The following is a 23,875-nucleotide window of genomic DNA, read 5'->3' as shown; positions in this document are numbered from 1 at the left end:
TTTTAATTTATTAATATTAATCTACTGCAAGAGAAGATTGAGTACATGGACAGTTACTTAATCCTTGGAAGAAGTCCCATCCTAAAGTTATCATGTGTGTTCCTGAATTGTAACTTGACAATTCATTAGTAGTAATTTGATACGAATAACCAGCATAGAAACCACCTTTTTTAATACCAACCATTGGACCGATAGTTAGCGGTTTAAAAGGTTGGTCTAATAGCATACGATACGTTGCTCCAAGCCAAACATAACCTGTACGTTGATTATCTAAATACCTAAGTTTTGCATTTATATCTAAAAACGAACGGCCATCACTCTCATAATGTTGATAATATGCAGAAGGTTCAATTTCAACCTTACTATCTCTATAACTTTTATAAGTATAACCAGTATAAACTTGATAGTAACGTAATAAATTAGGTTCTTCCTTAAAAAAATTCTTAATATCCTTATTTAATAAATTACTAGCATTAAAGTTAACCCAAAAAGACTTATTTCGATATAATAAACCAACATCAAAATTATCATTAGAAGTATATCTATCATTAAAAAGTTGTTGGTATTTTATCTTATCAACATCAACTCTAAAATTATTAAAATTATAAGAAAGACCAAAAGACAAATATTGTCTTGAAGGATAGTCTAAAATAATATGATGCGCAAAAGTTAGCTTGGCTCCAGTTTGTCTGGTGAATCCGTTTTTATCATTATAAGCGGTAATACCCAAACCAGATTGTTCAAAGACTCTAAAATCAGCATAAAGTGCTTGATTTTGAGGAGCATCTTTGATTCCAACCCATTGCGAAAAACCATTTACACGAATACGAATGTTGTCACCAATACCAGCATAAGTAGGAGATAACACAAAAGGATTGTCTGCAAGATAATGAGTTGCTACAGGGTTATTTAATTCCTGTGCAAATAAATTGGAAGCCGTTAGCAGCGTTAATGCTGCTAACAGTTTTCCTTTTTTTAAAATAATATTTGGAGCTATTATCATAGTGTTTTTAAATTATAAATTATCTGTACAAGGTGAAGTGACCCACAAATTCTTGCCCATCATTTCCGTCTACTTTAAGTACATACCAGTAATCACCAGTTGGCAACTCGTTTCCATGATATTTACCATTCCATGTTTGATTTACTTTAAGTTCAGCCACTACGCGACCGTATCTATCATAAATTTTAGTTATTAAATTAGGATAATTAGATTCGTCTACGTATTGTGGTGACCATTCGTCATTAACACCATCACCATCTGGAGTAAATACATCTGGTATTTCAATTGGATAGAATATAAATGGTTGAGTCATTGTTATAAAACATCCAGCGGCATCAGTTACTGTAACAGTATAAGGCCCTGTTGCATTGTAAATATAACTATTGTCATTACCATTATTATGACCATTAAAATCATATGTGTAAGGTGGTGTACCCCCTTGAACATTAGCTACAATTTCATTTAATCCACCTTGTACTAAACCAGGTAATTGCCACATTAATGGATCTATTTGATCAGGAGTAATAGTGAATGTAAAGTCTTTTTTACAACCGTTTACATTATATACAAAAACCGTATGGGTACTACCAAGAGGATTTGATAAACTTGGATAAGTAGCTGAAGTAAAAATATTACTTGCTTGAGCATTATTTATATCATCAATATCCAATGAGAACATGTAGTCAGATAATGGCACAAAAGCATTAGAAGGTGAATTATCTGTATTAACCATTTCAACTACAACAGATGGTGAGGCACCATTATTATCACAAGGGAATGTTGGATCTGCATATGGAGTAAACTGTACTCCAGGATCAATTATTGCCTCATCAGTCCAAGTACATCCGTTAGCATCAGTAACAGTTATAAAATAATGACCTCCATCTAAATTATCGAATACATGCGAATTTTCGCCTGCAAGCAAAGTATAACTAGGTCCAGGTACTGCAGTAGTAGAACCAGGATAAATAACTTGTGTTGTAATACTGCTGTAAGGAGTTGTACCACCAGTAATGTTAGAGACAGTAAAACTTCCCTCATTAGCTTCTGCACAAGTTTCAGGCGTTACGCCAGTAATTCCAGCATTAAGTGCAGGAGGCGCAATTAAAGTAAAAGGATATGTATTAAAACATCCATTAGCGTCCTGAACAAGAACGGTATAATTTCCTGCAGCTAAATTATCAATGGTAAAGTTTACTGGAGTTGTACCAACCTGTATAGTTTGATCAGGAAATGGTGGATCAATTGTATATGAAATCATACCTGTGCCTCCAGTTACAGAAAACATTATAGTTCCATTATTTAATGAATCACAAGTAGGATTATTTTGACTAGGGGTAACATTAAAGACTAGTGGCTCAGTAATAGTTACTGGACCAGAAGTAAACAAACAAGTTCCAAAAGCATTTGTACTAACTACATGAATATAGTATGTTCCTGCTGGTAAATTATTAAACACTCCTGGTGAAGACTGAGTAACACCTAGAATAGTAATAGGATTACCCCCAGCGTCAACTAAAGAATAAGTATAATTTCCTAATCCTCCTTGTGCAATTGCAGTTATACTTCCTGTTGCACTACCACCACAATAAATATCATTATGAGTCAGGGTAGACAATGTCAAGGTAGGTATAGGATCTATTTTAATGTCATTAGAAACAACGCTAACACACCCATTTGCGTCGCGAACAAAGTAGTTAAATACACCTGTTGTTCCCGCTGGAATACTAATTGCAACAGAAGGATTAAATGTAGCTGCGCTATATGTTATACCATCTGCACTATAAGTATATGGCGGTGTACCTCCGTTAGCACTTAGAGTAAGAACAGTAGGATTATCACAACTTGGCGAATTAGTTAATACTAATGAAGCATTAACTTCCGTAGGCTGATTAATCACAATATTTGCAGATGTAAACGTACAGTTAAATCCATCTGTTATTGTTACATTATAAGTACCTGCACCTAAATCTGTAATTGTAGCACCTCCTAAAGGCATTTCAATAGGACCAGATGAACTAGGATCAGAACCTAAAGTGTTAAAATAATAAGAATAATTACTTCCTTGTCCACCGGTTGGATAAGCAATTGTTATAGAAGCATTAGTATCTCCAAAACAAGCTAACAAAGTAGTACTAGGCGTTACTGTGGTGTTTATAGGAAGTGGAGCAGTAATAGTAACAGAAGTACTCGCTAAACATCCTTCTAAATCTCTAACATTAATAGTATAGTTACCTGCTGGTAAACTACTAAATACATTATTAGACGAAAATGCTGCATTAACTGGTCCAACTAATTCGTATTCATAAGTGCCCCAACCATCTGTAGCTGTAGCAGTTATTTGAGCAGTATTTGGATCACAAGTAAGTGGTGCCGAAATAACAGCCGATAATGCTAATGCAGCGTTAGGACCTTGAACAGAAACAATACCAGAAACTTCAGTACAGAAAGGTGAATTAGTTTCTGTAATTTGAACTGTATAATTTCCAGCTCCTAATCCATTAATTGTCATAGGATTAGTGCTAGTATTACCCGCACCAGCTAAAACAACAGTGTTAGTAGAGTCTAAAACATTATAAGTATACGCCCCTGTATAATCAGTAACATTAATAGCAATTGAACCATCAGTACCTCCAAAACATGTAACAGCATTTGTTGCCGTTGCACCTACCTGAATAGTATCAAAAGGTTTAATTTCATAAGGTATTGTCATTATGTAACATCCTGTAGTTAAATCTCTAACTTTTATAGAATAAGTTCCTGTTGATGTGATTATAAAAACGTTTGAAGCTTGTGGCTGCGGTGTAGCTGTACCACTTGCTGGTATTAATTCATAATTAAAGTTACCTGAACCACCCACTACAGTGACAGTTATTTGCTCAGGATTTGTACAAGTAATTGCTGTGTTTTGAGTAATCGTTGCCGAAACTAATGTTGGTAATGGGTTAATTACAATCACATCAGAATCTATACATCCATTAGCATCTCTTACATAAATAGTAATATTTTGAACTGCACCATTATCAACAATAGCAAATGTATTTGTTGTGAAGTAGTTAGTGCCGTCAATACTATAAGTATATGTAGGTGTGCCTCCAGCACCATTTATTGTTACTGTAGATGTATTAACAGAATTATCAGCAGCACAAGTAAATGCCGTAGCTGAACCTGAAGCAACTACTGGGAATGGAGTTCCTACATTAACATTTTGTGTTGCTGTACATCCTCTTCCTGAAGTTACTAAAATTGTATACGTGCCAGTTGCTAAACCAGTAAACACATTTGAAGTTTGAGGTCCAGTTGTGCTAGGTCCAGCAGTTATTTGATATGTATAAGCAGGATTATTGTTACCTGCAGATAAAGTTACAGTTATTGTACCATTAGAATCACCATTACAAACAACTGGTGTACTAGCTGTAGTAAAAGTAACAGGATCTGGTGCAACTAAATTAACTGGAGCTGTAGTAGTACATCCTGTTGTCGTATCAGTAACAGTTACTGTATATGATCCCGGTGGAACATTACTAAATACATTACCCGCTAATGTAATACCTGCGTTTGGTAAAATACTATAGCTATAATTTCCAGAACCTCCTGTAGCAGTCACAGTAATTTGTCCGTTAGGATTATTACATGTTGGCTGAGTTGTAAATACAGCAGATGCAACTAATGGCTCTAAAATAGTAACACTAACTGTATTACCACAACCATTAAAGTCTCTAACTTGAACTGTATGTGTTCCTGAAGATAAACCAGTAAATGTATAAGGGAATGTATGAGTTACAAAAGCCCCTCCATCTAAACTAAGCGTATAAGGTCCAACTCCTGGAGAAGTTAATGTAACATTTATCGAATATGTCCCTTGAGCCACACAAGCATTAGCTAAAGTAGCTGCAATAACAGGTGTAGGATCAAGATTTACAGTAACAGTAGTTGATCTAATACATCCATATGCATCTTTAATCCAAACATCATAATTTCCGCTTTCAACATTTGCAGTACTTGAAGCTAACCAACCTGGCGATGCTGCTGTTGGAGCAGGACTACCAGAAGGTAAATATTGATATGTATAAGGTGCAGTACCTCCAGTTCCAACTGCAGTAATTAACCCTGCATTTGTATTACAGTTATCATTTGTCGCAGTAGCAGTAACTGCTAATGGAGTAGATGATTGAGAGATTGTAAAAGGAGTACTAGTAATACCACAACCTGAATTTACACCTCCATTTTCTACTAATTGAATGTAGTAACTACCTGGCGCTAAAGGACCAGCAGTAACAGGGAACACAAAAGGAGCTGGTATTACACCAGAAATTCCAGTCGCTACATTTGTAGAAGCATTATAAATGATATATGAAACTGATGTTGCTCCCGCTCCAATACCAGTTACTGAGAAAGTTACACTACCGTCAGCAGCGCCTATACAAGTAACATTATTTGGACTTAGAGGGTTTATTGTCATCGTTGAATTAGTAGGAACAGTAGCTGTTGCTTGCTCAAAATAATAACAACCAGTTGTTGTATCATAAACCACAAACGTATATAAGGCCCCAGGTGTTAATCCGTTAAATGTATGTTGCAATGGAAAACCTGGATCAGCAGGTAATAAAGGTATTGCATAAGGAGGGGTGTTCTGAGTTAAAATACCAAAGACATAAGGACCTCCAGCAACAATTGGTACAACAGTAACTACTGCCGTTCCTCCAGCTGCACATGAAGCTATAGATGAACTAATTTGTATATCTAAATCACTTGGAGGTGAAGACATTACAAGATTAGTTCTTACTAATGTACATCCATTAGCATCCGTAACACTTAAGTTATAAATACCGAAATCAATATTAATAAAACAATGATTTACAGGTAAAGGAGTTGAAAAAGTTTGTGTTCCTGTACCTCCAGTTAAATCTGTTAAAGTATAAACATAAGGAGCAGTTCCTCCAGTAAGACCATTTACACAAATAGATCCTAAAGCAGTACCACCAGCTGTACAAGTCATTGGGTTAACAACAGCTGTAAAGTTAATTGGAGCTGGTTGCGTAATTACAATTGTCTCTGTATCTGTACATGATTTTGCATCAGTAAGTGTAATTGTATAATTACCTGCTGGTAAACCTGATGTTTGAGTTCCATAGTCTGTCCCTGTTGTATTATTAAATACATTAATTACATAAGGAGCAGTTCCTACAGATGTATTAATCACTACATTAATAGCAGCAGTGCTATCGCCATTACACAAAATTTGTTGTGTTTGAGTCACCGAAGTAATTTGCGGCAACGATAAAGGCGCAATAGTAACCGATGATGTAGCTGTTACACATCCTCTAGAGTCAGTTACAACAAAATTATAAGTTCCAGCTGTCGCCGTAGAATATGTAAATGTTGTTCCTGCAATTGGAGTTACTGGTCCACCATTAACAGTATATGTATATCCTGGATAACCTCCAGAAACTGTACCTGTTATCACAGCATTAGGTGAAGCTGTACAATCAAGATCCTTAGTTAAATTTGTACTTAACGTAAGTTGAGGATTAATTGTTTGTGAAGGTAAAGCAAATGTACATCCAAAACTATCAGTAACCACAATATTGTAAGTTCCTGGTGTTAATGGACCAAACGTATTAGATGTGTTTGGTGAATTTGGAGTTCCATTAATTGTATACGTAAAAGGTGGTGTTCCTCCTGAAGGAGTTACAACAATAGTCGCTGCATTTGTTGTATCATAACAAAAATCTGAAGTTGCAGATATTGTTGCAGATAATGCTGGTGCATTTGTAAATGTAATTGAGTTTGTTACTTGACATCCTCCAGAATCTGTAGTTGTCAATGTATATGTACCTGCTGTAATATTACTAAATGTATTACCAGATTGAGTAATACCAGCATTAGGAGCTATCGTATAAACGTATCCTCCCCATCCACCAGATGCATTAACTGTTACTGTACCATTTGTTGTACACGTTATTGGAGTAGAAGTTAAAGATGCTGTTAAAGCCGAAGCTGGTTGAGTTATAGTAAACGATGCTGTATCAGTACATTTATTATAGTTATTATATACAGAAATAGTATAAGTACTTGCAGGTAAATTTGGCAAGTTTACAGTAATATTAGTAGAACCAGAAGCTGGTGTTGTTCCACTTGCTGATGTAATTGTAGTTCCCCCAGAATTAGTTACAGTATAATTGTAATCTGTTCCATTAGGAATATTTGATATAATAAATTGACCACTTCCTGTAGCAGTACCAAAACATCTCACATTACTGACTACTTGAGGTGTGATAACCGTAGGTACTATAGGATCTAAAACAAAAGTTTCTTGATATGTACAATCGTTACAATCGATAATTTCGAAAGTATAAGCCCCCGGTGGTAAATTTAAGAAGTTACCACTTGAATTATAAGGTGTAACTATTGGAGAAACAATCCTATAACGTCTTGCCGCACAACCACCTGTAGCTGGAGAAACAATACCAATATTTAATGCTCCAGTTAAAGTAGGACAAGTTACTCTTATCTGAGTTTTTATCTCTAAATCTGTTGGACCATTCAAAGCTGGTACAACTACTGTACGAGTAATTGTACATCCGTTAGTATCTTTAATTGTGATAGTATATGTTCCAGCTGCATTTATAGTAAATGTATTACCAACTTGGAAATTTACACCATCAATACTGTAAGTATATCCAGGTGTTCCTCCAGATGCAGTTACTGTAATAACTCCTGGATGAGAACAGGTATATGTTGTTGTTAAAGTTGCAGTTCCTGTTAATGCAGGTGGCGCTGTTATAACAACCGCTTGAGGTGCTGTAGTACATGCTTGACCACCATATGTGTATTGTACCACAACATTATATGTACCAGGTGCTAAGTTTGTAAATACATTTGAAGAAGAGAAACTTGTACCATTATTAATGCTATACATTAATGTATTACCATTAGCGTTTGTTACATTAATAGTAATCGTTCCTGAATTTCCTGAACTAGCACATAAAATATCAGTATCAGCTATAGTAAATACTGGTGGCTGAACTTGATTTACAACTATTGAAGTAGTTGCACTACAGTTATTAAAATCTACAACTTGAATATTATACGTACCAGCAACTGGCGCTACAATAACAGGAGAAGATTGTGTAACTGTAACAGCACCTGTAATAACATAATTATATGGAGCTGTTCCTCCTACTGGATAAACTGTAATTTCACCATCTGTACATGTTAATGGTTTAGTTAATGCTGCAGTTACTGTTAATACAGGTGGTGTATTAATTGTGAAGCTGCCTGTTACATTACATCCATCTTGAGTTGTTACTTGGTAAGTATAGTTTCCAGGATTTAAGTTATTAAACACATAGTTACTTGCCACAATTGGACCAACAGATGTTACCACTGTAGCCCCTTGAAGAATAGTAAATGTATATTGTGGTTCCCCATCATTAGCAGCAAGATTAATACTTCCTTTATCACCTGTACACAATGGCTGTGTAACTACAGATGTAACTGTAAAGTTTCTTGCTCTTATACCAATGTTTGGAATTGTAAATACACATCCTCCAGTAACACCAACTTGTCTTATATATACTGTATAAGTACCTGCTGACAAGCCGTTAAAAATATTAGAACTTTGCCAAGGTCCACTTGGACTTAAACTATACTCATATCCAGCTGGAACATTATTTACAATTATTTGACCTAATGTTGTACAAATAACATCTCTACTTACATAAGTAGGGTTCAATACATTTTCATATGCATTAAAATAGAATGTTCTATCACAACCTCCAGGGAATCTAACAATAACTCTATATTCTCCAGCAACAGTTACTGTAAAGTTAGGACCTGTATTAAGTAAATTCCATACACAACTTGTGTTTTCATTTGGACAGTTTACTGCAGGTAGTGGGGTACACGTTCCACTTAATTGATACCATTCGATAGCAGTTGCTCCAGTAATATTTGTTTGTATTAACTGTGAATCCCCTGCACCACATAAAAATATTAGTGGAAGTTGGTTTCCGTTATTAGGACAAATTACAACTTGATCAGCATAAGGGATAACTGGATTTGTTACACCAGCACCATATGTAATTACATTGATAGTTTCTACTATCGATTTACAAGGTGAAGTGTTAATATTGTTATTTACAGTATATGTTCCAGGTTGTGTTACAGTTACTGACTGATTGTTTGTTCCAGGAACTGGTGTAATTGTGCCAGGTCCACTCCAAACATAACTTTCATATCCATTTGCAGCTGTCAAAACAATACTTGGTCCACAAAGAACCTCAGTTCTTGTAAAGTTACAATTATCAAGGTTTACTAAAAAGTTACTTGGACTTGGATCTCCTAAGTTACATGCTAAAAATGCAGATAAACTTGGATCATCTGTAATTTGAGCTGTATTTAAAACCCCTTGATATGTTGCGTATGCTTGATTTTGGATTAAATTAGAACATGCATCGTCCATTTCTAAACAACTACAAACGACTTTAACTCTTAAGCGTATTTCAACTCTTGGGTCATTTTGATTAACCAAACTATTATTAATAGCAAAAACAACCTCTCTGGTTGCAGCATTATAAGACTGAATAGTTACTCCCGCAGGTAAGGCTCCTGCTGTGGTAAGTTGGTCAAAGGTAACATTTACTGGTAGTACATCTCGAATTGTAAAATTTTGCGCATCGTCATTACCAATATTTTGAAATCCGATTACATAGACAAGGTCTTGACACAATTGAACTTCAGCATTTCCGATATCATTACCTGCTATATCTTGAACAACTTTTGTTAATGATATTACAGGTTCAATGATTTCAACATCAAAAGTTGTTAAATAAGTACCATAAGCATCTCCATTAGTTGTTACACGAAGGGTTGCTCCAGTTTCACCATTGGGAATTACAGCGTTTCCAGGATTGTTAACATTAACAATATCTAAATCATAACCTAAAGTATTGGAACTGTTTGGATTTCTATTAGTTAGAATTGCTCCATTGTTACTAATAGAACCATTGAAAAAGTTATCCGCAGGGTTAACTGCATTTGATAATGTAGTAAATCCACCAACCGAATTAGCTCTAATTCTAAATCTATCGTTAGTTAAACTTACATCTCCTTCTAATGAAGAAACACCAATACGAGCTCTAACTGGAAGTGGAGCTGGTAATGTTTGGAATCCATTTACATTAAAATCTACTGCATTAGCAGCATTAATTCCATCATAAATATTTGCATAACCATCAAAAGTAGAAATATACTTACTTGGTAATGTTGGACTTTCATAAATTATAACTAATGACCATCCACTCGAAATACCATCTGGGCGAATACCTCTAGCCGCTCTTTGGTTTGCTACTGCATAAGTTCCATTAGCATTTGCAAGAGCTTGAACTAAACTAGTTACATTTTTATAACAAACATAAGGAGCCGCATAAAAAGAGGCACTTGGATTAGCTGCATTAAAACCGTCAAATATAATACTATCTTCATCACCAGGTGGATCTGCGGCGTTGTCTGCAACTAAATCTACATATGTTCCACCAGGTACTTTAAATTTAACCTGATTCCAAGAATTATTTCTTGGAGAACCAGTATAGTTAGAAGATGTTCCATCTCCATTAGGTCCAGATCGTTCAAAAGGATAGGTTGCAGTCCAATATAGACCTGCATACACAATTCTTTTACAGCTAGTAGAAATATTTAAATCTGCCGTACTTGAACTGAAAGTTGAAGGATCACCATCAACATCAATATACTCAAAATTTAAACCATTATTATTCGCTGTTCCATTATAAGGATTATTCGCGTCTGAAGGAGAATTAGCTGGAGCACGATTTGTTATGTTGTTTCCAACAAAAACAATATCTCCTTTAATTCTAATGCTTCCTCCGGCTAACCTTTGTGTAAAAGGCACAGCAACTTGGGCGTAGGTTCCTAAGCTGCTCAGAATAATCATTAAAACGATAAGTAAGTGCTGTTTTAATTTCATAAGGTTACGTTTTAGTTTTGGTGCAATAAATTTATTTATTTTTTACGTAGTTAACATTTTTTTATGACTTTTTTTTAGCTACACAATAAAACATTAACAAATCTTTCTATTATTTTTCAATCTTAACTATTACCATTTTTGCATTAACTGCCTTATTACCCTTGTTTTCAAGAGCTGATGTAGCATCTTGAATATCAGAGAATTTCTGATGATAAATATAATATGTTCCTGTTGCTACATTATAGAAGAAATCAATATTAGTTTGACCTGCTTGTATTGCTTTCTTAATAAATGCATCACGTTTTGCTTCATCTTTATGAGCTGCTACAACTAAATAGAAACCTCCATCAACATTATCAATGTTTTTAACAATCTGCATATTTGCTTGATCCTCGTCACCATAATCAAAATCTGCAGGTGTATATGTTAAACCAGTTGGTGAAGTTGTTTCTTTAATTTGTTTTAAGGTCGCTCTATCTTTTACATATTTAGTTTGATTACTATCAAATGTAGCACGTTTAATACGACGTTTTTTCTCAACTTCTATTTCATTTTTAATTTGATCCAATCTTAATAATAACTGAGCATTTTGTTTGTCTGATGCTAGTTTCTCTGCTTTTAATTGTTCTAAAGTTCTAGCATAAGATTGATTTAATAGATCATTTTTACCTGGAACTTTTTTCAATCTTTCTGCAGCTAAAGTTTCAAACTCTTTAATTCTTGAAGCTTGGTTTTTAGAATTTTCGTTGATTTCAGCTTTTAAAGCTTCTAACGCTCTATTAGCAGCAGCTCCACTTTGGAATTCTACTTCTTTTTGTTGCGTTGCTATTCCTTGCTCTGATAAATCATTTTCTTTTCTTAATTCAGATAATTCTCTAGCTTTTTCATTAACCATTGACTCAAATTTGTTTAACGATTCTGTTTGATATTTCTTAGAATCATCTATAACTTGAGTTAAGTTATCAAGCTCTTTATCTTCAGCTGTTTTTGCTGCTTCAAGTCTTGCTTTAGCTTCAGCTTCTTTTCTCAATCTTTCTTCTTCTTCTGCTCTTGCTTTAGCTTCAGCATTAGCTTTTTCTTTAGCTAAACGTTCCTGTTCCGCTTTTGCTCTAGCATCTGCTTCAGCTTTTGCTCTTGCTTGAGAGTCTGCTTGTTCTTTTGCTAAACGTTCTTGCTCTGCTTTTAATCGAGCTGCTTCTTCAGCTTTGGCTCTTGCTTCTGCGTCTGCTTTCTCTTTTGCAATTCTATCTGCTTCGGCTTTTGCTCTTGCTGCTGCCTCTGCTTGTTCTTTTGCTAATCTAGCCGCTTCAGCTTTCTCATTTGCAATTCGTTCAGCCTCTGCTTTGGCTCTTGCATCTGCTTCAGCTTTTGTTTTTGCTGCTGCCTCTGCTTGCTCTTTTGCTAATCTAGCCGCTTCAGCTTTCTCATTTGCAATTCGCTCAGCCTCAGCTTTGTCTCTTGCTTCTGTTTCTGCCTTAGCTTTAGCTGCTGCCTCTGCTTGTTCTGCTTTTAATCTAGCTGCTTCCTCAGCTTTAGCTTTTGCCTCTGCGTCTGCTTTCTCTTTTGCAATTCTATCTGCTTCTGCTTTTGCTCTTGCTGCCGCATCAGCTTGTTCTTTTGCTAATCTAGCCGCTTCAGCTTTCTCATTTGCAATTCGTTCAGCCTCTGCTTTGGCTCTAGCATCTGCTTCTGCCTTAGCTCTTGCTGCCGCATCAGCTTGTTCTTTTGCAAGACGATCTTGTTCTGCTTTTAATCTAGCTGCTTCCTCTGCTTTAGCTTTTGCTTCTGCGTCTGCTTTCTCTTTTGCAATTCTATCTGCTTCTGCTTTTGCTCTTGTTGCTGCATCAGCTTGTTCTTTTGCTATTCTTGCTGCTTCGGCTTTCTCATTTGCAATTCGCTCAGCCTCTGCTTTTGCTCTAGCATCTGATTCTGCCTTAGCTTTTGCTGCTGCGTCTGCCTGTTCTTTTGCTAGACGATCTTGTTCTGCTTTTAATCGAGCTGCTTCCTCAGCTTTTGCTCTTGCCTCTGCATCTGCTTTCTCTTTAGCTATTCTTGCTGCTTCTGCTTTTTCTCTAGCAATTCTATCAGCTTCTGCTTTTGCCTGAGCTGCGGCATCTGCTTTAGCCTTAGCTTCTGCATCTGCTCTTTCTTTACGCAAACGCTCTGCTTCTAAACGAGCTCTTTCTTGCTCTGCTTTTAATCTTTCTGCTGCTTCTTTTGCTTTTGCTTCAGCATCTAATTTTGCTTGTAAAGCTGCTGCTTCTTTTTCTCTTCTCAAACGCTCTGCTTCAGACACAGCATTCTCTTTATCTTTTTCTGCTTTAAGTCTCGCTTCTGCCTCTGCTTTCGCTCTTGCTTCAGCCAATGCTTTTTCTTGTTCTGCTTTTATACGAGCAGCTTCTTCAGCTTTCGCTTTTGCTTCTGCTAACTCTTTTTCTCTACGTAATCTTTCCGCTTCTAAACGTTCTTTTTCTTGTTGAGCTTTTAATGCTAACTGAGCATCGCGCTCTTTTTTAAGTTCAGCTGGAGATTTTCTCTTAACTGCAACTGGTCTTTTATAAGGATTAGTTTTATTTGTAGCTTTAACTATAGGTTTAGCGTCTTCATAATCTCCATAACCTCTTATTTTATAAGCAAGAGTTATCTCATGAGAAAGTCCAAAGTCTGAATAGCTCCCTAAGCTTTTTTCAACAACATAACCTAAAGATATTTTTTTAGCGATAATCAAACCTAATCCACCAGAAACTCCATATAAGCTATTATAACCCGCTTGAAACCAACCTGCTTTTGGAGCATTAACTAAAATTGATCCGGAAAAAATTGTCTTTTCTTTACCCATTTCACCTTTTATCAATGCAGAAAATTTTCCGTTTTCAAAAAGGCCTGAATTGTACATATAACCTGTATACATTAAATGTGCCGCAACACCTCTCATCGGGTCATCTGGTACAACTTCAGAATTATTAAAATTATATGTAAAAATGTTATTTGCGCTTAATCCTAAATCGATAAAACCAGTACTGTAATTAATCCCAGGATTAATTGTAACTAAAGAATTTTTAGGAACGCTTTGTAATGACAAATCTGTAGTTTCGTTTACTTTTACTTTACCAGTATTTAATCCGCTATTAACATACGCTAGATTAAGTCCCATGGTAAAATTACTTTCATTAGATATTTCTATACTTCTAGCAAAGTTAACAACTGCGCCAAAGGAAGTTAAAATACCAAAATTCCTTTGAAAAGCACCTACAGCGATACCATTCTGTTCTCTAAACTTCCCAGAATAACTAAAAAAATAGGCTGTTGGAGCATCTTGAAAGCCTGTCCATTGTCTTTTATTTAAAAAAGTAATAAAGGATTCGTCTTCTCTAACAAATGAAAAAGTAGGATTAATTAAAAATTTATTGAATTTTAATGAGTTTTTTGCAGGTACGTCAAAAGACATAACACCATCTCCTGTTTGAGCAAGAGCGGTCTCAAATAAACATAACATTAAAACAAAACATAATAATCCTTTTCTCATACTTTATTTGATTACGGTAATCGATCCTTTTTTAACTGCGCTTCCGTCTTTAGAAATAATATAATAATAAACTGGGTTCACAGATTTAAATTCGATGTTGGTTTGGGGCCAATCATTTTGATAATTTTTTGTTTTAAGCACTTCTTTTCCAAAAGAATCTACTATAAAAATTTCTGTGTTTTCTGATATATATTCTTGTGGAATGATCCACGTATCATTTGTAAGATCTCCATTAGGACTGATTGTGTTTGGAATTTCTGTAGGGTCAACACCAACTTTTAAGGTGAAGAAGTATTCTTTTGAAAACACACATCCAGATGTTTGAGTAACTCTTAATTTATAATTACCTGGTGTAGATGTTGTTAATGTATTTGTAGTGGATAATGCTGTTGGATTACCTATTAAAAACCACTCAAAAGTAGGAGAAGCTGCATCTGTGGTTGCTGTGATATTTATAGTTTCTCCATCCTCTATAAAATTAATAATAGGATCTAAACTCACATCAAGAGAAGTATTAAATGTCTCTGCATTAAGAGTTATACTATTCGATGTAGAAGCACAACTTCCTTGTCCAACCACTACTTTATAAGTTCCCGAAACACCTGTTACATATGTATTGGATGTCGCTCCAGCAATTGCTACATCATCTCTAAACCATTGATATGAATATCCAGACTGAGTACTAAGTGTTGTAGGCGAAGAAGGACAAATATTTGTACCGCCACTTGATGTAATTGTAAATGTTTGACCAGATGAAATAACTGTAACAGCTACTGTTTGAGATTTAAACTCTGAAGAAAGTGTTGTACAGGGTCCATAGTCAATAACAACATAATAGTTACCCGATGTATTAACCATTAAGTTTGGTCCTGTTTCACCTGGAACCACAACATCATCTCTGTACCATTTGTATTTAAGGTTTGTAAATGATAACGGAGATGTTGATGAATTTCCTGAGTCAATTTTTAGTTCAACACTTCCAGACCCACATATTCCAAGGGCAGAAGCATTATTATTAATTGTAAAGTTATTAATAAAAGCCTTGTAATAAGCTGATATCCCAGTCCTTCCTGGTAGTGAAGGATCTGGATTAGGAACGGCTCCTGTTGATGGCCCAGCCGTGGCAGGATTAGTTGCTATATTTTTAACTCTAAATTTATATTTATCACTTCCTACTAAATTATTAGGAAGCCTAAAAGTAAAACTTCCAGGGCTAGTTGCTGTTTGAGATGCTAAAATCGTTAAAGTTGGTAAAGGAGAAGAAAGGAATGAACCATTAGGATCAGACATTTCTAACACATAATTCCCAGGAGACCCAAACGTAAAATTTATAGTCCATTCGTTAAAATTTGAAGTTGATGGATTATAAGGAAATGTATAGGGTGGAGGCTCTGCACACATTTGAGTAAACACAAAAGTAGGTGTTCCTATTTGTGCAAAAACTTTGCTTTGAAAAAGTATCAAAACAAAGATAAAAGCGAACTGTAAGCTAGATAGTATTTTTCTTTCCATAAACCCTAATTAAGGATACAACAATGGTAACTCAATTTTCTTCAACTTATTGTATAAAAACAAAGAAATCCATTAAAAGTATTCTCTTAATGGATTTTTATTGTCTTTTTTAATTATTTTGAAGCAGTAATCTTACCGATTTTAACTCTAAAATCTGGGGTTTTTGCTTTGATATCTATAAACATTTCCTGATTAGGAGTGTGCTCATATAAATTTGAAAATTGTGGATTACCGTAGTAATCTTCTAAATCTTCATTGTTTGTTGAATTTTCTACAAAGATATTTCCTTTACAATTGTTGAAATACATTTGTTCAAATTTAATTCTCTTTAAATTAGCGTTATCCATTTTGATTTCATCATCAAGAATAACTGCAGGGCTAAATCCAGAAATAACACTTCTTTTAAGAGCTAATGAAGCATTATCAGCAATAAAAACTGATTCTTTAACTAATCCACTAGCTAAATCTTGAGCCAAATTATCTGTTGTGTTAACTAAAGTACAGTTTGTCGCAACTACATTTGTTAATCCTTTAGAAAAATCAGCTTCTTCTTTTTTGTCATAAGAAGTAACGTTTAAACATCTTGAACGAGTAGCTCCAGAGTAGTAAGAATGTCTAACTGCTAATGAGTTATCCATTTTTACTTGCGCTCCTTGTGTGAATCTAAAATCATCTCCAGAAGAACGTAAAGAAACCATGTTCTTAACAGTCATATCTCCTCCAAGGATTTCGAATGCGTTTCCCTGAGGAAAACTACACATTACATTCTCAATAACTGTTTTATTACCAACTCCTGCTAAAGATAAAGCATTGTAATCTTTGTAACCTTTGATTTTTTTACCAGCAAACTCAATTCTTAAAAATCTCATTATTCCTGAATTTGCCATTGGGTTTGTACCTCCATAAATTGTTTGTGAAGGATCTAATTCAAAAGCTATAGATGATGTACCACCAAATTTATTAATAGGAGCGTCACCTAAAATTATTAAACCTCCCCAGTCTCCTGGTTTTCTTTGAGGTCTATTTGATGTGAATACAATTGGATCTGTCTCGTTTCCATTAGCAATTATTTGAGCGCCTTTAGTAATAATTAAGGCTCCATTAGTCTCATAATCACCCTTGATAACAGTTCCTGGTTCAATTGTTAAAACTGCATTGTTAGTTACGTATACCGGACCTTGTAATAGGTACGTGTTCTTCTTCAACAATGTTGTGTTTGTTGTAATTTTACCATACAAAATCTGATTAGTTTCATTATACTCAGTATTTTGTGGTTTAAATTCCGTCCAATTATTTAACCAGTTACTAGAACCAATTATTCCCTTTTCTTGTTGCGCAGTAGCTGTTGCAGCCACTAGCATTGCCATTAATGTGATGTTGAATACTTTTCTCATGGGATTTGGGTTAGAGTGTTAGTACTAAATTACTCAAATAATATTTATTTTTTATTGCTCATTCAACTGATTAAGCTCTCTAAGCATTGATTCATAGTACAAGATAGAAGAAATAAGATTTCCTTTATCTGCATATGGAGTCATACGCTTTTGAAATTCAACAGTTGCGTTTAAAAAGTTTAATGTATTTTCTTTTTGTGAATCAAGAAATTTACTATTCTCTGTGCTTTCAGGAATACCAACATCTTGCATTGTAACACCTGGTTTTGTTGTTAATGCGATGTACGGTAAAGTATTTACAAGAACTTTAATTCTCTCGATGTATAATTCTAAAAGTTGTCCTTTTTGCATAGTCTCAAGCTCGCTTTTTTCATGAAACTTTCTCATTGAAGCCCCTGTACTGATAATACTTTGAGGCTTTCCTTTAGCCTGAGCATTAACATTAAGTGCAAAAAGTGTAAATAGTCCAAAAAAGATAATTTTCTTCATGTGGTTGTAATTTTAATTAGTTAATCTAATAGTTCAAAAATAGGCCTTTAAATTGAAAAAACAAGTTTTTAAAAACTTTTTTATAAAAAAACTCAAAACTCCTTGTTTATTTCATTTAAATCATTTATAAAAAATAATGCATTTATTTTTAGAACTAACTAACCAAAAGCGTGCCAAAATTTTTTGTTTTGTTAAAAATATGTAAAAAAAATCAAAAACATGCATTTCATCGATTATTTTTTTACTTCATCGGCTACAAAAGTATACATTTTTTTTTATAACTCATTAATTTTGAATACTTTTTATGTTTTTTTATTTTAAACAAAGCTTAAAAAAACAATCTTTTGATTTTTTTATTAACAAAAACACTAACAATTGATTTCTTAATTACTTTTACATAAATTAAAATTATTGAATGTTATTTAAAAAAATAGTTGGTCACGAACATATAAAAAATCACCTATTAGTAAGTACTAATAATGGTAGAATCCCTCATGCTCAATTATTTATAGGCTCAGAGGGTAGTGGAGTTCTTCAAACAGCAATTGCATATTCACAATATATTTTATGCCAAAATAAAGGTTCTGAAAACACCAATGGAAACGAAGCCTGTAATCTTAAATTTGAAAACTTCTCACATCCAGATCTTCATTTTGTTTATCCAACAGTTACAACCGAAGATGTAAAATCTAAGCCTAAAAGCATAGATTTTCTACCTTTATGGAGAGAATTTTTAACTGAAAAACCTTACGGAAGCTTGTTTGATTGGTATGATAAACTTGGTGTGGGAAATAAACAAGGTGAAATAAGAGTCGAAGATGCTACCGAAATATTAAAATCCTTATCTTTAAAATCCTATGAAGGTGGTTATAAAATCATGATTATTTGGATGGCAGATAAAATGAATATTGCTGCATCCAATAAATTATTAAAACTTTTAGAAGAACCGACTGATAGAACAATTTTTATTTTAATATCTGAAAATGAAGAGGATATATTGCAAACTATCCGCTCAAGATGTCAAGTTATCAATTTTCCAAAGCTAAGCGAATCAGCCATTGCTAAACATTTGATTGAATTTGAAAGTATAGGGGAGAGGGAAGCCTTGCTTATTGCACACAAATCTCAAGGTAATTACAACAAAGCATTACAATTATGCCAAAAAGTAAATGAAGATGCTCCTTTTGAAGAATGGTTTGTTATCTGGGTAAGAGCTGCTTTTAGAGCTAAAGGAAATGCTAGTGCTATTCAAGATTTAATCAATTGGAGCGAAGATATAGCTAAATTAGGAAGAGAAACGCAAAAGAAATTTTTACACTTTTGTACCGACATGTTTAGACAAGCCTTATTATTAAATTATCAAGCTGATCCATTAGTATATTATGAATCTGGAATTCAAGGATTTGACATGAAAAAATTTGCTCCTTTTATAACTGGTAATAATATTACTGATATTTACAAAGAACTAAATGATGCTGTTTATCATATTGAACGTAACGGAAATGCTAAAATTATTTTAACCGATTTATCTATAAAACTAACCCGTCTAATACACAAAAACTAAACTTATGCACAATTTATCCTCACTACTTGTTTTATTATTTTTAGCCATTACTTTTTTACAAGCAGGATATGACAAATTCACTGATTATCAAGGTAATTTAAGTTGGCTAAAAGAACATTTTAAAGGTACTTTCTTTGATGGAAAAGTGGATTTTTCCTTAAAAATTATTTTAATTCTTGAACTAATTGCTGGCTTACTTTGTATTGTTGGAATGATTGAAATACAAATAAGTAATAGTGATACTTTTGCAACTTATGGGATACTTGTTTCATGTGTAACATTATTAATGTTATTATTTGGCCAACGTGTTGCAAAAGATTATGACGGCGCTAGAACCATTGCTATTTATTTTATTGTGGCTGTTATTGGTATGTTTTTATTAGAATAAAAAAATAATTCATATAAAAAAAGCGCTCTATATGAGCGCTTTTTTTATAACTATAATTTAAGATTACTTTTTATCTTCTTTCTTAGTTTCTTCTTTAGAATCAGATTTTTTAGCTTTACTTTCATACTTTTCATTTAAAGCTTTTGTTACTTCACCTGTAATGTCATAAGAATCTTTTGAATATAAAATAGTAGCAGCATCACCAGTACCGTAGATATAATCATACCCTTTTTGTTTACCATAGTCTTTAATAAAGGCTTTTACTTGCTTTACAATAGTATCTAATTCTTTGCCACTTTCTTGTTGTAATTGTTGAAGCATTGCTTGTTGAGCATAACCTAATTGTTGCTCTCTTTGTTGCAATTCTGAACCTTTTTGTTGTGCCCACATTTGACCTTTAGCCATTGCGTTTTTTTGAAAACCATCCATCTCCGCTTTAAGTTTTTTTGCAGCAACTTCAAGCTCACGACCCATAACTTCCCCTTTAGTTTTATACTTTTCGTCTAATTCTTTAGCTTCAGTATAATCTTCCATCAATTTTTGAGTATCGATGTATGCTGTTTTGAATTCTTTTGCATCTGGAGTTTTATTACATGCAATTGCCGAAATTACCACAGCAACCATTACTACAATTTTCTTCATTTTTATTTTAAGTTGTTAATTTTTTAAATTTTGGTAAAAATAGAATTTTTATTTTAAAGTGAAAGACAAATGTTTTTTTACGATAGACAAAAAAGTTGAAATAGGAGAGAAGCCAAAAAAATTGACTCTAAAACAGATAATAATAAAAATTTATAGTGCGTTTAAAAATCATAATTATTAACAATGAAAAACTAAATAAATAAATCCAATTAGAGACCGTTTTAAAAACAAGAAAGGTGTTTCTGCATAAAACACCTTAAAATCCCTTTAAAACGCATAAAAATACGTTTTAGTTGTTTTTTATGATATAAATATGAGATGAGAATTCTTTAGAAGTAATTGCTTTTAAATTTGATCGTAAACCAATCCAAAAAGCGTTAAAAAAATTCATTTTTCCAGTTTTGTATTTTTCAGATAAAAGAGAGACGTAAAAACTATCAAAAACCATTGGTAAGATTTTAATCAATTTCATATTTTCACGTGAAACTAATTTTTCGATACTTGTTTTTGAAAAATGCCAAAGGTGTCTGGGTACATCATAAGCTGCCCAAAATTTTCCATAATATTCAGCGTCAAATGATTTGTAATTAGGAACAGCGATAATAATTGTTCCGTTAGGTTTTAACAAACGTTTTAATTCTTTGATTTGATGGGTTACATCAGGTACATGTTCCAGTACATGCCACATAGTTATAACATCAAACAACTGATTATCAATACTTTCGATATCTTTTTCAAACAAAACTCCTTTAGAAAGGGCTAACTTTTTAGCATTTTCATTAGGCTCAATGCCAGTGATATTCCATCCAGAGTCTTTGGCAATAGCTAAAAAGTCACCTGTACCAGCTCCAATATCTAATAAAGCTCCTTTTTCTGGATGATATGAATTAATAATACCAACTTTCTTTTTTAAAGAATATGATTTTACTAAGTGGTACATTTTTTCAAACACAGAACGTTTAGCATCTGTATGTGAAATATAATCATCGCTTTCGTAATATTTCCCTAGAACCGATAATTCTGGTTGAGGGTGGGTTTTTAATAATTGTAGGTCTTCGTCTATCAATAATTCGAAGTTTTCTTTAGATACAGAATGATCTTGAACTTTGATATAAACATTTTGTGTTGAAAAATTCATTATGTTATTTTAAACAAAAGCTCAAAAATTGAGCGTTAAATTATAAATCAATATTAAAATAAAAATAATTATATAGTTTATTAAAAATCTCAATCAAAACTATAATAAATACAAAAAAGGGTAAAATATACAATCTCCAAAATCTAAATTTATCTTCAAATTCAAAATTTTTATTTTTATTAAATAAATCTCTGTCTCTTTTCTTTTCTGTTTTTCTTAAAATAAAAAACAAAAACATTATTAAGATTTCAATAACTATTAAAATATAAAATTTAGTTTCTTGAAAGTTTGCCATCTTATTCTCGTTCCACGTGAAACAAATTTAAAATTACCTTCCCATATAGACTAACATCACCGAAATATCATTAGGAGAAACCCCACTAATTCTTGATGCTTGAGAAATGGTTACTGGTCTAATGTTTTTTAATTTCTCACGAGCTTCGTATGATAATGATTTCAATGAATCATAATCAAAATTATCAGGGATGCGTATATTTTCTAAGCGATGCAACTTCTCTGCGTTGGTTCGTTCTTTTTCGATATAACCAGAGTACTTGACTTGAATTTCTGCTTGCTCCAAAATTTCCGTATCTAAATCATGCTCCTTAGTATAGTCAACAACTTTTTCAAATTGCAACATATCATTCATGTCGATTTGAGGTCGAGAAAATATTTTAAACATTTTATCTCCTTGAGAAATAGTAGAACTATCATTTGCTTCTAAAACAGGATTGGCTTCTGCAACTGAAACAGAAGTTTCTTTGAAAAAGTTAACCATTTTATCAGCCTCATTAAATTTATATTCCATGCGTCGCATTCTATCATCTGAAGCTAAACCAATTTTGTGCGACATTGGTGTTAAACGATAATCAGCATTATCTTGTCGAAGCAACGTTCTATACTCAGCACGAGAAGTGAACATACGATAAGGCTCTTCTGTTCCTTTAGTAATTAAATCATCAATAAGAACACCGATGTATGCCTCGTCTCTTTTTAAAGTAAACTCGTCACGATCTTGAGCTTTAAGACCTGCATTAATACCTGCCATCAATCCTTGTGAAGCTGCTTCTTCATAACCTGTAGTTCCGTTAATTTGTCCTGCAAAATACAAACCAGAAATTAACTTGGTCTCTAAAGTATGTTTTAACTGCGTAGGAGGGAAGTAATCATATTCGATTGCATAACCTGCTCTAAAGAATTTTACATTTTCAAAACCTTCTACTGAACGCAATGCTTTAAATTGAACATCTTCTGGCAACGAAGTTGAAAAACCATTTACATAAACTTCTACTGTATTCCAACCTTCAGGTTCAACAAAAAGTTGATGACGATCTTTATCTGCAAATCGATTAATTTTATCTTCAATGGATGGACAGTATCTTGGACCCAAAGATTTTATTCGACCATTAAACATAGGCGAACGATCAAAACCTTCGCGTAATAATTCATGAACCAAAGGTGATGTATACGTCATATGACAATCACGTTGAACAGTTAATGGCTTCGTAATATTAGAATACGAAAACTTAGAAGGATTTTCATCACCAGGCTCAACACGCATTTTAGAATAATCTAAAGAACGACCATCAACTCGAGGAGGAGTACCAGTTTTCATTCTGCCGGCTTGAAAACCTAATTTGATTAAATCCTCAGTAATTCCATAAGAAGCACTTTCACCTGCGCGACCACCTCCAAATTGTTTTTCACCAATATGAATTAATCCATTTAAAAATGTTCCATTAGTAAGCACAACTGTTCTAGCATAAATAGAAAGTCCAATGGCGGTTTTTACTCCAACTACTTTTTCTCCTTCTGTTAGTATACCCGAAACCATTTCTTGGTAAAAATCAAGATTAGGAGTTTGTTCTAACATCAATCTCCATTCTTCCGAAAAACGCATACGATCAGACTGAACTCGAGGTGACCACATTGCAGGACCTTTTGATTTATTCAACATCTTGAATTGAATAGCAGTTTTATCAGAAACAATACCAGAATAACCACCAAGAGCATCAATCTCACGAACAATTTGCCCTTTTGCAATTCCTCCCATAGCAGGATTACAAGACATTTGAGCAATGTTTTGAAGACTCATTGTAATCAACAATGTTTTACATCCTAAATTTGCAGCTGCAGCAGCAGCCTCGCACCCTGCGTGACCAGCCCCAACTACTATAACATCATACTTTTCTAAAAACATATTTTCCTTCCGGTGTTTTACAACTATATTG

General features: G+C 33.7%; 11 protein-coding genes. 2 read left to right on the top strand and 9 right to left on the bottom strand.

All coding sequences use genetic code 11. The annotated features are described in order from the left end of the window. Positions 1 to 16 precede the first annotated feature (16 nt). The 6 genes from BUC09_RS01890 to BUC09_RS01865 form a co-directional block, all read right to left on the bottom strand. Positions 17 to 1,003: a PorP/SprF family type IX secretion system membrane protein gene (locus BUC09_RS01890; protein ID WP_073308140.1), complete on the bottom strand. Its 987-nt coding sequence runs from the start codon at positions 1,001 to 1,003 to the stop codon at positions 17 to 19. A gap of 19 nt (positions 1,004 to 1,022) precedes the next feature. Next, positions 1,023 to 10,991: a T9SS type B sorting domain-containing protein gene (locus BUC09_RS01885; RefSeq protein WP_073308138.1), complete on the bottom strand. Its 9,969-nt coding sequence runs from the start codon at positions 10,989 to 10,991 to the stop codon at positions 1,023 to 1,025. A 109-nt stretch (positions 10,992 to 11,100) separates the two neighbouring features. Continuing rightward, positions 11,101 to 14,517 (bottom strand): PorP/SprF family type IX secretion system membrane protein, encoded by a 3,417-nt coding sequence (locus BUC09_RS01880; protein WP_073308136.1) that lies wholly within the window; start codon positions 14,515 to 14,517, stop codon positions 11,101 to 11,103. Between the two features lie 3 nt (positions 14,518 to 14,520). Continuing rightward, positions 14,521 to 16,029, bottom strand: coding sequence for a T9SS type B sorting domain-containing protein (locus BUC09_RS01875; RefSeq protein WP_073308134.1), 1,509 nt, complete (start codon positions 16,027 to 16,029; stop codon positions 14,521 to 14,523). Between the two features lie 113 nt (positions 16,030 to 16,142). Beyond that, entirely contained in the window at positions 16,143 to 17,423 is a 1,281-nt protein-coding gene (locus BUC09_RS01870) for a hypothetical protein (RefSeq protein WP_073308133.1), read from the bottom strand. Between the two features lie 51 nt (positions 17,424 to 17,474). After that, positions 17,475 to 17,912 (bottom strand): hypothetical protein, encoded by a 438-nt coding sequence (locus tag BUC09_RS01865; protein WP_073308131.1) that lies wholly within the window; start codon positions 17,910 to 17,912, stop codon positions 17,475 to 17,477. A gap of 415 nt (positions 17,913 to 18,327) precedes the next feature. Between BUC09_RS01865 and BUC09_RS01860 the strand changes: the two genes are divergently transcribed. Together BUC09_RS01860 and BUC09_RS01855 are read left to right on the top strand one after the other, a co-directional pair. Beyond that, positions 18,328 to 19,476 (top strand): DNA polymerase III subunit, encoded by a 1,149-nt coding sequence (locus tag BUC09_RS01860; protein WP_073308129.1) that lies wholly within the window; start codon positions 18,328 to 18,330, stop codon positions 19,474 to 19,476. 4 nt (positions 19,477 to 19,480) lie between these two features. Beyond that, entirely contained in the window at positions 19,481 to 19,864 is a 384-nt protein-coding gene (locus BUC09_RS01855; protein WP_073308127.1) for a DoxX family protein, read from the top strand. 63 nt (positions 19,865 to 19,927) lie between these two features. On the opposite strand, the gene BUC09_RS01850 is transcribed toward BUC09_RS01855, so the two are convergent. The 3 genes from BUC09_RS01850 to mnmG form a co-directional block, all read right to left on the bottom strand. Beyond that, entirely contained in the window at positions 19,928 to 20,506 is a 579-nt protein-coding gene (locus BUC09_RS01850; protein WP_073308125.1) for an OmpH/Skp family outer membrane protein, read from the bottom strand. A 289-nt stretch (positions 20,507 to 20,795) separates the two neighbouring features. Continuing rightward, complete coding sequence (locus BUC09_RS01845; RefSeq protein ID WP_073308123.1) at positions 20,796 to 21,644, bottom strand: class I SAM-dependent methyltransferase; 849 nt, start codon at positions 21,642 to 21,644, stop codon at positions 20,796 to 20,798. 328 nt (positions 21,645 to 21,972) lie between these two features. Then, positions 21,973 to 23,844: a tRNA uridine-5-carboxymethylaminomethyl(34) synthesis enzyme MnmG gene (mnmG, locus tag BUC09_RS01835; RefSeq protein WP_073308119.1), complete on the bottom strand. Its 1,872-nt coding sequence runs from the start codon at positions 23,842 to 23,844 to the stop codon at positions 21,973 to 21,975. Between the last annotated feature and the right edge of the window lie 31 nt (positions 23,845 to 23,875).

Source organism: Flavobacterium terrae, from assembly GCF_900142035.1.
Taxonomy (GTDB): Bacteria; Bacteroidota; Bacteroidia; order Flavobacteriales; family Flavobacteriaceae; genus Flavobacterium; species Flavobacterium terrae.
Note: the sequence above shows the minus strand (reverse complement) of the source record. Positions and strands in the feature narration are given on the sequence as shown.